The 16,892-nt window shown below is 32.2% G+C and carries 16 protein-coding genes; all 16 read right to left on the bottom strand.

Annotated features, from left to right (window positions below; genetic code table 11):
* Nucleotides 1-250 precede the first annotated feature (250 nt).
* The 16 genes from ACWNT5_RS10600 to ACWNT5_RS10675 all read right to left on the bottom strand — a co-directional run bounded on the left by ACWNT5_RS10600 (nt 251) and on the right by ACWNT5_RS10675 (nt 16,892).
* Nucleotides 251-676, bottom strand: coding sequence for a hypothetical protein (locus ACWNT5_RS10600; RefSeq protein ID WP_299600533.1), 426 nt, complete (start codon nt 674-676; stop codon nt 251-253).
* Between the two features lie 58 nt (nt 677-734).
* Nucleotides 735-1,199 carry a hypothetical protein gene (locus tag ACWNT5_RS10605; protein WP_299600531.1) on the bottom strand — a complete coding sequence of 155 codons (465 nt, stop codon included), beginning with the start codon at nt 1,197-1,199 and terminating at the stop codon, nt 735-737.
* Nucleotides 1,200-1,439: 240 nt separating this feature from the next.
* Nucleotides 1,440-2,744 carry a phenylacetate--CoA ligase family protein gene (locus ACWNT5_RS10610; protein WP_299600529.1) on the bottom strand — a complete coding sequence of 435 codons (1,305 nt, stop codon included), beginning with the start codon at nt 2,742-2,744 and terminating at the stop codon, nt 1,440-1,442.
* Between the two features lie 4 nt (nt 2,745-2,748).
* On the bottom strand, nt 2,749-4,389 hold the full coding sequence (locus tag ACWNT5_RS10615) for a C45 family autoproteolytic acyltransferase/hydolase (protein WP_456517302.1): 1,641 nt from the start codon (nt 4,387-4,389) through the stop codon (nt 2,749-2,751).
* 26 nt (nt 4,390-4,415) lie between these two features.
* Complete coding sequence (locus tag ACWNT5_RS10620) at nt 4,416-5,957, bottom strand: phytoene desaturase family protein (protein WP_456517303.1); 1,542 nt, start codon at nt 5,955-5,957, stop codon at nt 4,416-4,418.
* Between the two features lie 3 nt (nt 5,958-5,960).
* The gene (locus tag ACWNT5_RS10625; protein WP_456517304.1) at nt 5,961-9,638 is read right to left on the bottom strand and encodes a 1-acyl-sn-glycerol-3-phosphate acyltransferase; all 3,678 of its coding nucleotides are present in this window, start codon (nt 9,636-9,638) and stop codon (nt 5,961-5,963) included.
* Nucleotides 9,631-10,839, bottom strand: a complete 1,209-nt coding sequence (locus ACWNT5_RS10630) for a DUF2062 domain-containing protein (RefSeq protein WP_456517305.1) — start codon at nt 10,837-10,839, stop codon at nt 9,631-9,633. The genes ACWNT5_RS10625 and ACWNT5_RS10630 overlap by 8 nt, the downstream gene beginning before the upstream one ends.
* 84 nt (nt 10,840-10,923) lie before the next feature.
* Nucleotides 10,924-11,394: a hypothetical protein gene (locus ACWNT5_RS10635; protein WP_456517306.1), complete on the bottom strand. Its 471-nt coding sequence runs from the start codon at nt 11,392-11,394 to the stop codon at nt 10,924-10,926.
* 10 nt (nt 11,395-11,404) lie between these two features.
* Nucleotides 11,405-11,770 carry a 3-hydroxyacyl-ACP dehydratase gene (locus tag ACWNT5_RS10640; protein WP_456517307.1) on the bottom strand — a complete coding sequence of 122 codons (366 nt, stop codon included), beginning with the start codon at nt 11,768-11,770 and terminating at the stop codon, nt 11,405-11,407.
* A gap of 1 nt (nt 11,771) precedes the next feature.
* Nucleotides 11,772-12,392, bottom strand: coding sequence for a hypothetical protein (locus tag ACWNT5_RS10645; protein WP_456517308.1), 621 nt, complete (start codon nt 12,390-12,392; stop codon nt 11,772-11,774).
* Nucleotides 12,373-12,969 (bottom strand): LolA family protein, encoded by a 597-nt coding sequence (locus ACWNT5_RS10650; protein ID WP_456517309.1) that lies wholly within the window; start codon nt 12,967-12,969, stop codon nt 12,373-12,375. Before ACWNT5_RS10650 ends, ACWNT5_RS10645 begins: the two co-directional genes overlap by 20 nt.
* 25 nt (nt 12,970-12,994) lie before the next feature.
* Nucleotides 12,995-13,717 carry a polysaccharide deacetylase family protein gene (locus ACWNT5_RS10655; RefSeq protein ID WP_299600507.1) on the bottom strand — a complete coding sequence of 241 codons (723 nt, stop codon included), beginning with the start codon at nt 13,715-13,717 and terminating at the stop codon, nt 12,995-12,997.
* 44 nt (nt 13,718-13,761) lie between these two features.
* Nucleotides 13,762-14,826 (bottom strand): beta-ketoacyl synthase chain length factor, encoded by a 1,065-nt coding sequence (locus ACWNT5_RS10660; RefSeq protein ID WP_299901613.1) that lies wholly within the window; start codon nt 14,824-14,826, stop codon nt 13,762-13,764.
* Nucleotides 14,826-16,022 (bottom strand): beta-ketoacyl-[acyl-carrier-protein] synthase family protein, encoded by a 1,197-nt coding sequence (locus tag ACWNT5_RS10665; RefSeq protein ID WP_299600501.1) that lies wholly within the window; start codon nt 16,020-16,022, stop codon nt 14,826-14,828. Before ACWNT5_RS10665 ends, ACWNT5_RS10660 begins: the two co-directional genes overlap by 1 nt.
* Before the next feature lies 1 nt (nt 16,023).
* Nucleotides 16,024-16,281, bottom strand: a complete 258-nt coding sequence (locus ACWNT5_RS10670) for a phosphopantetheine-binding protein (protein WP_299600498.1) — start codon at nt 16,279-16,281, stop codon at nt 16,024-16,026.
* A gap of 2 nt (nt 16,282-16,283) precedes the next feature.
* Nucleotides 16,284-16,892: a hypothetical protein gene (locus ACWNT5_RS10675; RefSeq protein WP_456517310.1), complete on the bottom strand. Its 609-nt coding sequence runs from the start codon at nt 16,890-16,892 to the stop codon at nt 16,284-16,286.

Genomic DNA, 16,892 nt, shown 5'->3' on the forward strand with positions numbered 1-16,892 from the left:
TAGAAAAAAGATAAAAAACCAAATTGTATTATAAAATAAAAATGTGATAGAAATAAATTTGGTTTATGTAATATTTTGCCAATAAAAATTGTAATTAATTGAATTAAACATATGAAGACCAAATACATGGTAAATATCTTAAAAACTTTGATAGATTTTCCAAAGTTTTTAAGATATAAAAATGTATTAAATACTAAAAACAAAATAGTTAATACATTAAACCAAATGAAATAATCTTCTTTCAATACAATTATTGATTCAGTGGACTATTAGGATCGCAACTTGGTGGACAAGGACTGGTAAAATCAAAGACTCCACTGGTGGATGGATCTGATGCTGAAGATTTTAATGTAGTAGGAGTAGTACCGTCAATAGTCCCATCAATAATATCTCTATAAACTCCATCGACATTTTCAGTTCCAACAAAGATGATTTTTTCCATATTACTAGCATCAATAGCTAAATAACCTCTTATCTGAGAATTCAGATTATTTGCATTCGCTTGTGCTTGTTGTGCGGCTGCATCATCTAATACTCCTATTTCGTTTAACACCTCAACAAAATCAACTGCTGGTATTAAAAAAGCGTTTACAGTATTAGGATTTTGTGATCTCCAGTTTGCCGTCCATTGGGTCCCTGTATCTTTAGAAATAGTATTTTCGTTGTTTGAATTCATTTTATTTTTTCGTTTAAAATTAGTTATGGAATTAAAGTCCTAAATTTGTGTCAAAAGTTTATTGATTCAATGGACTATAAGGATCACAACTCGGAGGGCAAGGACTCGTAAAATCATAAATACCACTACTAGTAATAGGCGTTCCAAAAGCACTAAGCTCTTCTTCATTACCATCAACTTCTTCGTTAATTATATCTTCATATACTTTTGTTTTTCTATTGTATTTTGTTCCAACAACCAACAGTTTCTCTTCTAGTTTCTCATCAGCATCTTCAGAACCAATAGCCATATAAGCTCTAATTTTCAAACCTTTAACACAGGCTTGTCCTTGTGCTTTTTCAGCAATTTTATCACTTAATACTCCCATCTCATTAAGGACTTCTATTAAATCTACAACAGGAACCAAATAAGCACTTGTTGGATTCACAACTGGTTTTTGGTCATTTTGATACTTATCTCTCCAAGCTTTTGTCCATTCTGCTGCTTCTGCACAAGGAATTGTGTTTTGTAAATCAGGATTCATTTTAATTTTTGATTTAAATTAGTAATTAGATTAAACGTACAAAATATGGAGTAAGGGTATATCAATTTTACAAGTAGTAATAATGAAATTATTATAACCCATAAAGATTTTTCTAAAATTAGAATAATTCCTACTTAAATCGTAAAGTTTTATAGAAAATTTTCTGTCAATTTAAACAGACATCCTTCTTGTGATTGAAAATCAAAGACATAAAATCAATAGTGAGTAGAAATCATCTCACTACTTATCTGTAGATACTAATCCCCTGGAGTCTATAAATGAAATGGGTTTTCTGCTCATCTCTGGGAATTTTTTTGCTTTTAATGCCTCTTTAGAATTTAATACCAAGTCCGGCACCACTCTAAGATTGGCTCTAAGATGTTCTTTTAGTTCTTTTTGTCGCAATGCAGAAAGTGTATCCGATACATGAATTAATAGTTTATCGGTTCCTAAATCTCCTGTAATCACCTCAATAACATACATTCCCAATCCTTCGAAACTAGTTAATACCTCGATAACGCTTTGCGGATACAAAGTAGTTCCCTTGTATTTGATCATATGTTTCTTTCTGCCCAAAACCGGGCTTAATCGCATCGTTGTTCTACCACAGCTACAAGGTTCTGTATGTGCTTGTACCATATCACCAGTCGTGTAGCGAATTAGTGGCATTGCTTCAATTCCCAAAGTAGTAATTGCTAACTCTCCCACTTCTCCTTCTTCCACTGGAATACCTTCATCATCTAAAATTTCGGTGATAATCAATTCTGGACGATGGTGTCCTCCCTGATGGGCGGAACATTCTGTAAACGCAGTACTCATCTCGGTAGATGCATAGGTAGAATACAATTCTATATCCCACTTTTCTTTAATTTTACTACCAAGGGTATTCAACTTAAAATCTTGATCTCTTAATGGTTCTCCAATACAAATGGCAGCTTTTACAGAAGAATTATTATAATCTATTCCGTTAGCTTCTGCATAGGAAATCAGTTTTAATAAAAAGGAAGGGACTACCACCAAATAAGTAGATTGAAAACGATGTATAGAATCCCATTGCAATTCCGGAATTCCAGATCCTACTCTAACCATAGCTGCGCCTAGTTTTCTGGTGCCTAGAAAATATGCTAATCCTGCCATAAATCTACGATCCAAGGTTGTTGTGAGCTGTACCACATCATTTTTAGTAACTCCCGCAGTAGCAAAAGAAGTAGCCTCATTATAGGCCAATCGCTGCAAATCCTTTTCTGTAAGAGCAAAAGTAACTGGCTTTCCTAAAGTACCCGAAGTAGTTACATAATCTACAATCTCTGATTTTGGAACACATAAAAAATCATCATTATACGCTTGTAAATCATCCTTAGTTGTAATCGGTAACTTTTTAAGATCTTCTACAGTATGAATATCAGATGCTGAAAGACCTAGTTTGTCAAATAATCGTTTATAGTAAGGAGAGTTTTTTAATACAAAAGAAATTAATACTGTGAGTTTTTCGTTTTGCATTTTTATTATCTCCTCTTGTGTAGATCGTTCTATATCCTGAGTCATCAGCTTAAATTTTTCGTTCGCATTTTCTAATATACTTCTGTATATTTTTCACATCCGGAACTGTAGTTACTTCTCTTTTTAATGCTTGCTTAAAAGCTATTAATGCTTTTTTATACTTTTTATGAGTATAGTAATACTCGCCCAATACATAATAAGTAGCCCAATAATTAGCATTTAAATTCTGAAATGTAGTAAGCTCATCGTCAGAAATAGCTATTTCATTTTCGGTAGCGCTTTCTATCTTTCTACTTAAAATTCTAAACGCTTCATAGTTCTCATATGTTTTGGTGTGGATAAAAGGATCTTCTGGAACATTCATTCCTTCTGAAGCAATCACCACTTCTTCTTTTTGCACGGCGATACTATCAAAAACCTGATCCAAATCATATGCTACAAACTCTCCCATTTGATAAGGATTGGTAGACACCCATACTCTTTTTTCTTCTGGTTGAAAAACAATACCATGATGTGCTAACATCTGATTTAGTGCTTTTTCATTACCGTAACCAATCAGCTTATCTTTTAATCCTTCTCTATTTCTTAAAATGGCAACTGCCTTTTCTGGGTTTAGTTTATCATTTTCTGATAAGAGTTCTGTCATTCGCTGATATCTATAAAAAGAATGACTCTCTTCTATTGCTTTTTGGTTGCGTTTATCTTCTTTATAAGAATCACTCTGAAAATGATTAGAACAAATCAATTGATTAGAATTAGGAACATGATACACTCCAAAATTATCAGGAGAAACTTCTATCAAGGCTGCTCTTTTATCTTTGGCACTACCAATCATAATAGATTCTGAAACGAATACTTCTCTTTTCTTTGCAATTGCTACTGCTTCTTCTATAGTCGAGGCATATTGTAAAATTTCTCTGGTAAGGATGGAAATTGGAGTTTTGGCAATCAAAGGAATTTTTGATTTTCCTGCGTTTATGGTAACGGTTAATCCCGTTTCATTCATACCAGATAATGCTCCCATCATTCCTGCCCAGCCATACGTCATAAATTTATATCCTTCAGCAGGATTCATGAAGGTAACCAGTTTCTCTTTAGAAAAATCGTCACCTGCATAGAAATCAAAATTACGACCTATTAACAGTTTTCCATCATCAGTTTTATCGCCCCAAGCGGCAAAGGAAGTACATCCTACCAACATTAAATCTTGCAATGCATGACCAATGTCATGAGCTCCATGCGCATAGAGCATACGTACATAAGGCTCTGCAAAATCATTATAATCATTGGAAGCATAACGAGAAACTCCGTAAATCTCTGTTTTAAACTCCTCGGGAACATTAAGATGTAACTTTCTATTATACCATGCTACCACTTTACTTAAGAATCTTAAATAACTTTCTGAAGGCACTAATTCTGTTACTTTTCCAATAAAAGCATCTTCCTGAATCTTTATCAACTCTCTACTTAGACTTCCGGCAGCAATACCTCTTTCTAGTGGTTTCCCTTCTATATACAGCTCCCATAAACCTTGCTTATTTTTTCGCAATAGATTATTATTAAGCGTAAAGAATGTATCACTATGTTTTATTCTTGTGGTATCTACTGTTTCTATTCCCGAAATATCAGGTCTAGCTTCTAGTGATTTTTTAATGCCACAAGAAGATACGAGTAACAATAGAACTACCAAAAATATATGATGTAAACAACTCTTCATTAGGAATCTAACAACTCTTTTTCAGCTAAGGCACTTTTGATGTCCTTCAATAACTTTTCTTTCCCCACCAGTTCTCCGCAAGTAACTACAGCGCTAATGGTAACACCTAATACTCCATGCATGTTTAATCCTTGCCCCGTAAATAATAAATTAGGAATCTTAGTTCTTGGAGATAGAAATGATTTCATCGGATTGTCAGCATCCTTTGCAAATCCGTACATAGATCCTTCATAACAACCAATATAATCTCTATATGATAAGGGTGTAGAGGTATGCACAGACTTTATGCATGATCGAATATTTGGAAACTTCTTTTCAATTTCTTTGAGGTAAGCTTCTATTTTTCTTTGCTTAAATTCTTCATAATCTTCACCTCTTTCATTCTTTTGTGCAACCGTATTAAATGTATCTGCCCAAGGAGCAGTTTCTTCAAAACGCATGTATGCAATAGACGTTAAATTTTCGGCATAACCAGGGTTTTTAAGATCCTCATTCATTGATATTAAATACGCTTCTGGCCAGTTCTCTTCCTCATATTCCTGCGTAGTCCATACTTTTTCTTCTGTATTAGTGTGATAATAGTTTTTATTCAAGTAAGGGAAAGTTCCTTTTTCAAAAACTATATAAATACTGAAGGAAGAAATGATGCTTTCTGTATTTTGAATCCTTTTGTAATACAAATTCCTGAAGCGTTCTTTACCAATAATTTGCAAGGTGAGTTTAGGATCTACATTAGAAATAAAGTTATCTCCATAGAACGTATCTCCTTTGGTTGTAGAAACAGATACTATTTCTTTTTCTTCAAAATTAAATTTATTAACCTCTTGATACTTATAAATTGTTCCTCCCAAAGCTCTAAATCTCTTTACCAAAAGTTTTGCTATCTGACTTCCTCCTTGTATGCATCTCCAAGCACTTTCCATATACGAATTGATCGACAATGCGTGTACGTAGAAAGGTGTTTTATCTGGATCGCCAGCATATAGCAAATTGGAGCCTGCAAGTACAGCTCTTAATTTTGGATCTTTTACTACACTATCGATATAATCTTTTGCCTTAAGTGTCAAAAGATCTTCTCCATAATAGCGATCTCCTTCTTCTAAATTGTACAGTGGGAATTTATAACACGTATCTTTTACTTTCTGTACATACGTCCTTATTCCTTCCTCTTCCTCCGGAAAGAACTTAACCAATTGCTTTACAAAATTATCATACCCTTGAGCATGCGGATATTCTTTTTCATCTCCATCAAAAGTTATAACATCATACGCATCTAAATTCATTCTTTTGATCTTAAGATCATCCATGATATCCAAGTACGAAAAGTATTGATATAAATTTTGTCCTTTATCTAAACCTCCTATATAATGAATTCCGGTATCGAATATGCTTTTATCTCTTACAAAAGTCTGTAGATTACCTCCAAACTGATTGTTTTTTTCTAGTACACATACTTTTTTACCTTCTTTGGCAAGAATGTTCGCAGAAACCAATCCTCCTAGTCCACTACCGATAATAACAACATCAAATTTATCTTGCATGTATTATATTCTATTCAAAACTGTTAATCCAAATTCTTGAGAAGACACTTTAAAAGTTCCTTTCAACAACTCGGAAAGATAATTTTCTTCAGAGAACAAAACGATACGTTTTATATCCTCTGATACTATTTTTTCTAAATGTTGTGGTTGTACTGGTATAGCTGTATGTAACAAAAGTACATCAAATTTCGACGATGTCAAATCTTCACTATCCACAAATTCTATTTTGTTTCTAATTGTAGTATAGCAATTTTTTACAACACTTAATTTTTCACTATCCGCTACTATTCCTTTGAGTTTAGCATACGGTCTTTTAAAAGAAATGTATAACAATAACTGTCCATACTGATCATCATATACCAAAACTCGTTCTTTATGATCAATATAACTAGTAGCTTTATAGAATCTTTCTTTGTTTTCTGAATAGTCCGATGCTACTTTTCGATAACAACTTTTATACCTATAATTATTCAGCAATGCTTTTTTATAGTAATCTACGCCTTCTAAGTCACTCTGTAACTCTGCATATTGATCTTTGAAATATGCGCTTATCTTTTTTGTTCTTTCGGTATAACCTTCGCCAAAATCAACATTATCATTAGTGATTCTAGGTAATATCTTTAATTGAATAGCGCCATCGTGGATAATAAAATCTCCTTTTGGAGATACCTGTGCATTTCCATGAATAACCACTGGTAAGATATCTAAATCTAATTCCTGCGCCAAATAAAAAGACCCTTTGTGGAATCTACTCATTTTTGCCGTATTTGTTCTACTACCTTCAGGGAATGCAATTAACGAATATCCTTGTTTTACTTTTTCTCTAAGATGTTCTACACCGCCTTCTATACCTGAAGAAACCGGATAAAAACCTGCCAATTTCGCAGCACGACCAAAAACTGGATTATCATATACCCAATCTTTTACTAAAAAGATAAGTTTTGGATACAACATTCCTATAGAAATTATATCCAAAAATGAAGAGTGATTTGCTATGATAATGCATTGCTTATTGAAATCTTCATTTTCTGGATTATACACTCTCTTTTTTACAAAAGGATTAGAATATAACACGGATCGCATTAATTTAGAAACTACCCTATGAAAAACACTCATTTTCTTTTTCATCTTTGCAGGAAACCAAGGAATGATCAGACTGCTTAGTAGTGATACGATAAATCCTCCAATAATAAAATACCCAAAACTAAATATTGACCATAGTGTTTGTCTAAGTCTTAAAGGTGTTAGACCTTTCTTTACTCTATTTGTTATAAAAGTTCTGAATAACATTGGCTGAATGGTAAAAGCCACCAAAACAGCAGATAAAATTCCTATTAATGATACTGTAGATATTGATCTTAATGCGGGATGTTTTGCAAAAATTAAAACCCCAACTCCCAAAATTGTAGTAATAACCGATAAAAGAATGGAAGTTTTATAAGTAGGAAGTTCTTTTACACCATAAGTAAATTCTTTTATTAAACCATTGGTAATAAAGATGCTATAATCTACTCCCAGACCAAAAATAAATGTAGAAATAATTACATTAAAAATATTAAAATCTATTCCTAAGATTTTCATGACTCCTAAGGTTATCACCCAGGTTATTGCAATCGGTAATGCTGTGATAAGAGTAAGCATAGGATCCCTGTAAAACAAGAGCAGCAATGCTACTACCGCTATTAAAGAATATCCAATTAACGAATTGAAATCGTTTTTAAGATTCCCTAATAGCGTTTCATTTAGCTGCTTCCGATCAATTACTACCGTGTTAGAAATCTTGCTTAGTGATGCATTTAGTTGATCTGTATTTTCATGATTTACTTTAATTGCAGAAACTACCGTTGCGAAGTTAGGTTCGGTAGTTACAAACTCTTCTAGGTACAATTCTTTGATATTTTGATACTCCTCGAAACCTATAGGATTAATTTTATTGGTAAGCATCGCATAAAACTGATGAAAGGTCTGTGGTTTAAAACCAAGAACACTTCCTTTTTCTATCAATAAATTAGTGAGAGAGTCTCTACGCTTTTGAGTCCAAAATTCATTCCAGAGTTTAATTTTTTCTTGTTGGGCTTCTTTGGATAAAACCACCCCTCCTACAGAACTAAAGTTAATGATCTCTTCATTAGTTTTCTTTTTTTCTAAGGTTTTAAACAGCTTATTATTGGCATTTAATGCCTCATTTAAAGAAGAACCATACGAAACCAAGTAGATTGATTTGGCTTTGTTATTATTAATACGATCTAAATCTTCTTCTGCCGCCAACAACTCTTCTGGTTGGTAGTTCATAGTATTTAAATCTGTATTAAAACCGACTTTATGGAATAAAAACAAGCCAATAATAAATATCAAGCTAATCAGCCCGATTAATACTTTGCTCTTATGAAAGTTGATTTGCGAAACTCTATCAATAAATGTTTTTCGCTCACTTTTTACAGTTTTAGAAAAGCGATATACTTGCGGAATAAATAATAAGGCAAATACCGAGGCTCCTACTACACTAATTGCTGCAAAAATACCTAGATCATTTAATGCTTCCGACTTTACAAAAACCAAACATAAAAATGCTACCGCCGTTGTTAAACTACTCATAAGAACTGGCATAGAAACATCTTTATATAATTCTTTTACATCATTATTATTTCTAAAATGCGTAAGAATATGTAAGGAATAATCCAATGTGATTCCTAATAACACTGAACCAATTCCAAGTGAAATAGCTGATATCTTACCTTTGATCAAATAGAGAATCGCAATAGCTACAATAGCTCCAAATACAGTTGGTGTAAAAATAATAAGAGGTACCGCTAGTTTTCTATAAAAGAAAATAAGTATTAGCAATAAGATTGTCATTGCGATACTTACGGTAAGTTGAATATCACTCTTTATTTGTTTTGCATTGGCTACAGCGTATAATGTAGATCCAAACAAAGTGGCACTTGCAGTTTCCTGATAAGTAGTATTTAAGTCTTCTGTAATTCGTTTTAATTCTTCAACAAAAAGAGTATTCTCACCTGTTTCATTTGTGGCCAATGCAGGTGTTAGAAATAGTAAGAGATTTTTCTTGTCTTTAGTAACTAAAAAACCATTATACAAATCGTAATTATCTCCTAGTTGAAGCTGGGCTAGTTTTTGAAGACCTTTTGGTGTTAATGTTAATGGATCTTTTACAATATATTTTTGTGTTACTAAACCTGCTGGAGATATTAAAGACTTATAATTGTTTTCTATAACTTTTGTAATAGAATCTGGATTGATCTGTCTATCGATAGTTTTATAATCTTCCTCCGTTAGAAAGAAAGGAAGATGCTGATACACAAAATCGTATAATTCCATAACATTATCATCTGCCACTTTTCCTTGTATTTTTTCAACATATTTTGGCAAATGTTTATTGATAGAGTCAATATAAGAAGCTGCATATGTAGTTAGGTTATCAGGATTCTCGCTTCTATTAGAAATATTAACTACTATCTTATCTGAAAAAGAAACTGTCTTTAGTACCTTTTGGGTAACCTCTGATTTATCGCTATTAGGTATCAATCGAGTTATATCTTCTTCGAACCCAATTCGACTAGCAAGAAATGCAAAAACTGCAACACACCCAACAATTATTGGCCAGGCAATTAATTTGTTTCGCCTGATATATTGATATAAGGAAAGAAAAAAATTATGCATCCACAGCCTCTTTTTTAGATTTGCGAAAGCTAAAATACAAATACGCAATGACTCCTGAAATTGATGACACTAGTGTTGCTAAAATTATGCTCCCCAAAATATATTGACCTAACCCTTTAAAAACATCTGTTCCAGATTTAATATCTTCTATATTAAGTGTAGCATCCATTTCTTTGCCCATCGCTATAGCTCCTATCTGATAGCTACCATAAATTATAAAAGGAATCAACGGCGGAATACTGATATTAGAAAATAAAAAGGCAATAGCCCTATTAAGTTTTAATAAAACTGCTAGCGATATTACCAAAATTGTTTGAAAACCCCATAATGGAGCAATACCAATAAAAAGACCTAAAGCTATAGCACTGGCTTTTTTTATAGGGGAATCATTACTTCTTAATACATTTTCTCTCCAGTATTTTTTAAAGCCTTTTTTTTTTACTTTCCCAATTAATCGTTTAGGAAGATAAAAAAACAATGTTAAGGTAACCAACCAAGTATTTAAAATGCTGATTCTGGTAAAATCTTTAAAAGGTCTAAAGTGAGAAACTCTTTCGGTTTCATCGTATAGCACCTGTACGGGTATATTTCGAACTTCGACATTTCTCCAGGCAAGTTTTACAATAACTTCTATTTCTAACTCAAATTTTGTAGTAAACAGTTTTAATTTACTAATCTCTTTGATCGGATATAATCGGTATCCCGATTGAGTATCTTTAAGTTTTATTCCTGTTTCTATATAATACCAAAAATTAGAAAACTTATTTCCAAAACTACTTTTTCCTGGTACTGTAGGATCATCCATATTACGTGATCCAATAAGCAATAGAGAAGTCGCTGGATCTTGCTTTTCAAGCTCATTTAAAAAAACAGGTAAATCGCTAGGAAAATGCTGACCATCACTATCGATGGTGATCATATAATCATACCCTAATTCTGATGCTACTTTAAAGCCTTCACGAAGTGCCATTCCTTTTCCTTTATTTTCAGGAAATGTTATGACGTTAAGAGAATTTTGATATTGCTCTAAGATATTTGATGTACTATCGGTAGATCCATCATTAATAATAATGATCCGATCCGTATATTTCATAACGCCTCGAATTACCCTATCCAAAGTTTTATGATTGTTATACGTAGGAATAAAAACACAACAATTTAGTGTTTCAAAACGTGAGTCAAATAAAGTGTTTTCTGCCACAGCGCTATTTTTTTCGATGCAAAAATAGCATAATAATAATTTTAATGGTAAAGGAATTAACTTTTATAGAAGTAAGGAAAGATATTATTTAAAAGCTTCGGAGGTAGACATAAAACCTTTAATAAATTCTTTTAACTTAGGAGAAGATACTTTTTCTACATTATCAATAAGAAAACTCTTGTCTTCCTCCTTATTTTTATAATACCTGGTAATTCTAGGTGCACTGCTTTGTACACTTAGCCTAATCATACGTAATTCTATATTAGAAGGATCTGACTCGATAGCTTCTTCTATCATTTTTTTTCCTTTTCTAAAAAAAGATATTTTGTCTCCTCTACTATCTGCATAAGAAGCTTTCAAAGTTAATGCACAACCATAATAAGCCGATAACACTGGATCCTTCTGGTAATTGGTGTTTTGGGTAACCTTATAGAATTTCTCAGTATTTTCTTTAGTATCTTTAGCATATCTATATAGGTTGCGTACCTCGGTTATATCAGTATTTATACCGCTACTAAAAAAGAATACTCCAATAAATAATGCTAAAAACTTCATAATAATAGATTTATAATTTCACAAAAGTAATTACAACTTTTAAGGCAACTGTATCATCATATTTTACAGTACTTTTCACTTTAATCTCTTCTTCGCCATCCTTAAAATCATTCGTAATCTCTAAATCCGGATTCTTTTCCGGATTGATAACCGCCATAAACTTTACATTAGACGATTTTTTCATAAACAAAAAGCAACCTGTTCTCTTTTCTGTTAGTTCCTTTATAATCTGTAACGTACACACTCCTGGTGTTACAGGATTACCAGGAAAATGACCCTTGAAAATATCATTATCTGGATTTAAAGTGATAGTCGTTATCTGCACACCATCCCTTACAGAATCTTCATTAATTTTATATAAATCAGCTATTAGCATATTATTTCAGAAAGTTTAATTCAATATTTAATTTGATATTTTTATGGTCAATCTTTATATTTTTTGCTACTTGATCCTTTGATACTTTGTTGAAAGACACTATTACTTTTTCTTTCATTTTCGTAGCCTGTACAATCTTATCTAATCTCTTATCAGAAATCCTGTAAAAATAGTAATTACTTCTTTTTCCGTTTCTATTTTTTAGAACATTGTAAGAATCATTATAATATTTTCCAATAACGGGCCCCTTTTCATCTACTACTAATGAAAAATCTCTAATTAAAGTGTTTAAGATTATTTTTCTATTCAACTGTTCTACAACACTATTAATCTTAAAAGAATCATTTTCTAATTCTATGTCAAAAAAAGTAGATCCAAACTGAGAAGTAAACACAATACGATGTTTATCTTCTGATATCTTTTTTATTATTAGAATACCACTAAATTCATTACCATATATCTTTATATCTGCTTTATAAACATAATCAATACTGGAGCTTGCAAAATATAAATTTTCAAATGTATCAGATTCTTTTACATCAGACTCGATATAATCTTTTACTGTGGTTACTTTACAACTATAAAAACTAAGAACAAGTATGCTAATGTAAAAATACCGCATCTGGAATTGGTTTGTTAACAGATGTGTTTTTAAATTTGATAAGTGTATAATCACCTGAAGGCTCTATAAGTTTTACACTAGAGACCAAATAGCTCTTTGACTGAAAACCTAATACAATCTCTTTAAACATATTTTTTAATGTTTGGTCTTTAGGAGATAATTTAGCTATATATATCCCTTTGTTTTTATAAAAACGCATTGCAAACTGTGATTCATCGAGCATATCACCGCTAACACTTTTTGCGATAAGATCATTTAATTTTTTGAAAACTTTATTCGAAGCCAAATTAATATCGCTTTTCTTACCTGCATCATTAATATATAACTTCTTATCCTTAAAGATTACGCTATATTCATAAGGTTTTAAATAAGACCATTTAATGATATTAGGCGATTTGAAATATAAATCTCCATTACTTTCTATATCATTAGAAAGAAAATCAATATGCTTTAATTGTGTAAAAGTATTTACAATAGTTTTAGATTTCTTTGCACTAGCACTTACTGCATTTACAAAAGAAGTAGCTTCAGGCTTACTTAATTCTACTTCTTGAGCCATTACCCATGAAGTACTCATAAAAAAAATAGTACATATAAAAAATCTAAGCATATGCCTGTATTGAAAATAGTTCATCTATAGTTACGGTTGTAAAGTTATTCCTTTGCAAAAATAGCAACAATTGTTCCAATACTGACAAAGTAATAGTTTTTGTATCATGTAGTAAGATTACATCTCCATTTTTAAGGTTTTTAGTAATTCTTCTAAGAATCACTTTTTCGGAAGGAATGGTGGTGTCAAAAGACCTTTTATTCCATCCAATTACAGTATGACCCGTAGCTTTTACAGCTTTGGCAATATTTGGATTCGTAATTCCATATGGTGGTCTAAATAGCAAAGGTCTTCTCGTCGTATATTTTTCTATAATACGATCTGCGTCCTTTATCTCATTCGTAAATCGTTCGGTACCATACATATCAATCAACTTATCATGACTAAAGGTATGATTACCAATCACATGATTCTTTTTAGTAATTTCTCTTACGATTTCAGGATATTTCTCTACTTGCTTACCTATGCAAAAGAAAGTACATCTTACACCATACTTATCTAATATTTTTAGAACTTCTAATGTATTGGGATCAGGACCATCATCAAAAGTAATCGCTATCTTTCTTTGATTAATTTTTGAATTATTACTAAGACTTTTTAAGAAATAGCCAGATCTAATATTCGCAACACCATACCCTGTAATTAATAACCAAATAAGTATTAAAACAAATAAACTCCACCAAGGGAGTTTATCAAATATTATTGCTGCTAGCATCAACGAGCCAGCTATAACACTTATAATATTAACTATATTTCTAATTAGCATCTTTGCAATAAAGCAATACTATGGTTTTTTCCAAGATATTGATTGTATAGAAGTACTGTATCATACTTCTTAGCAGTAGTTGAATTAACCTTTAAAATATCAGGTACAGTATTCTTCTCAAAAATCTTACATCCAAGCCAAAAACCGAAACTAGAAGCTACAGGATAATCTCCTATTAAATGCTTATAACACAATTGTTCAGTTTCCGAAAAAAGAGAGTCCTGAAGATTTCGATAATAATGATCATAATCGATATCTCCATTATTTCCAAGAATTACAGCATCAACATCCTTTATAGAAATACCTTTACGATCTAAGAAAGCCTCAATATGCTTCTCAGCTTCTTCACTACTTGCCTTACTAATCGTTTCAATATCAACAATTTTAGCATGACTAGTATCAGTTTTCTTACTACCCAGCATCATAAAAGTAGCTCCTTCGCTATGAACCGTACCTCCAGTTTTAGAATTCAGAAGATTAATCACATCGATATCATCTTCTTTAATCTGCCCATCTAATTTATGTAATAATGTAGAATTCTTCGCTACTTCATCAATACCTCCAACTAATATATTCTTTTCAGGCTCTTCCAATAACATAAGCTGCGCATCAATGAGAGAAGACTCAAACGAAGCAGCTCCCTGAACGTAAGTTAGATTATATGCTTTACATCCTAAACCAAGCGCTACCTGTCCTCCAACGGTATTGTGAGTAGACTGAATAAACAATGTTGGAGTTAGAAACTGTTCATCATCATATAGAATTTTTTCAAGAAACTTTTCAGAATCTTGTTTACAACCCATTCCAGTCCCTGTAATAATAGCATCTGGCATTTCTACGCCAGAATTATTTAAAGCTATAGAAGCAGCAGTAACACCCATTTTTACAGACTTGGACATACGCCTCATTGCTGCCGGCTTTATAAACTCCTTATAATTCGGATCGTGAGCTTTAAATATCGATGTTTTATGAGAAATTATTTCTTCCAAAAATCTATCCGCATCTGTGGTAGGTTGCGCCGAAATATTAGCGATACCGTTTATATAGCATTCTCCCATTATTTAGTAAAAATTAAAGTAGAACAATTTCCTCCAAAACCAAATGAATTAGATAGAATGGTGTTTAATTCCTTTGAAAGCAATTCAGTTTGTGGAACCAAAGCAAACTCTTGCATTTTAGTTTTGAAATTCAAATTCGGAAAAATTAAATTCTCACGAAGAGACAATAGCGAATATACAGCTTCTACAGAACCTGCGGCTGCAAGTGTATGCCCTGTAAATGCTTTAGTAGAACTAAAAACAGGTGTCTTATCTTCTCCAAAAATTCTAGTCATGGCAACACCTTCGGATAGATCATTATTAGGTGTAGCCGTTCCATGCGCATTTACATAATCTATCTCTTGCGGTTCTAAACCAGCGATCTTTAATGCTTTTTTCATGGCTAAATAAGCACCTTCTCCATTCGAAGAGGAAGCAGTTTGATGATATGCGTCATTTGCATTTGCCCATCCAGCTACTCTACCAAGAATTTTTTTATTTTCTTTTTCCACGATTTCTTCACTCTCTAGCACTAAAAATGCTGCAGCTTCTCCTAAATTAAGACCTTTTCTATTGTCATCAAATGGAGTACACTCTTCATCTGATAAAATCATTAACGTTCCAAAACCATTGATGGTAAACTTTGATAAAGCATCTGTTCCTCCTACAATCATTCTATCGATCTTACCAGCTTTGATCATACGCGCTCCCAACATGATTGCATTCGCTGCAGATGAACATGCTGTACTAATAGTAGACACATAACCATTTATCCCTAAATAATTAGAAACGGATTGTGTAGTATACCCTGCATGCTGCGCTTTTATAAATCTTCTGTTTTCTTCTGATTCTGGATATTGAAGATAGAACTTTTCGGTCGTATCCATTCCTCCAACACTTGTTCCAGAGATAAAACCTGTTCTGTATTCGTTAATATCAGAAATTTGGGCATCTACCAAAGCTTCTTTTGCTGCAATTGCGCCAAGCATTGCTGTTCTGGAAAAACTATTTAAAGGATCTAATCCAAGTTCTTTTATAAGATCTTCATTGGTCTTTTTAATTTCACCAACCATTATATCGTCTTTATGACGTGTTTCGATTAGATCTATTCTAGAAATTCCGTGAGAAACAGATTTTAAAGCATTTAAATTTTCTTCTACGTTATTCCCAATAGAAGAAATAATTCCCATACCAGTTATGGCAACGCCTTTATTCATATTACTTTGTACGATGTTTTGAAATATAATCAGCCATTACATTAATCGACTCGAAAATAGCTTTTCCTTCTTTAGGATCTTTTAATTTAATCCCGTAATCTTTTTCTAATAAAACAATTAATTCTAATGCATCGATCGAGTCTAAACCAAGGCCATCACCAAAAAGAGGATCGTCATCTCCAATTTCACTTACTTCCACATCCTCAAGACTTAATTGCTCTATTATCTTTTCTTTTAGCTCTTCTTGTAATTCAGCCATAATTATTGATTGTATAAATTATTTAATTCTTTTTTTGTTAGCTCTTTTTTACCTTTTTTTGAAAGAAAAGCCAAAAATACGTCATATTTATCATTATCCAAATCAACCCAACCACAAATAACATTGCTTGCTTTTCCTGTTTGAAGTAAAACCTGAGAATAATTAGCTATAAATTCTGGATCAAAGTGCTCCGAAATGAAAAACGCATTTTCACTTTTTAGTTTATTTTTTATACTTATCTCACCCATAATGATATTGGGCAGTGTATATACAAAAACAGCCGGAGAAGGATAAAAATTCGCTCTATCATCGATGCTTACTTGATGTTTTCTATCAGTATCCAAACTAGAAGCCCTATTTGACAACACCAAAGCAGTATCCTGATCAATAGCTTCCATATGACTTATGAGTACTTCTGTAGCTAAAAAACCTAGTTTGCACAATTCATCCATTTTATGAAACTTAGGATATTTCAAATCTAAAGACTTGTAAAGCCCCTTTGCAAAATCTTTAATACTCTCGGATGTTACATCTGAATAAATTTCCTCACCATTTTTAAAAACTCTATTATTTCGTAGAGAACAAAAATCTGATATGTAAAACTTCTCCAT

Source organism: Aquimarina sp. 433 (assembly GCF_054054605.1).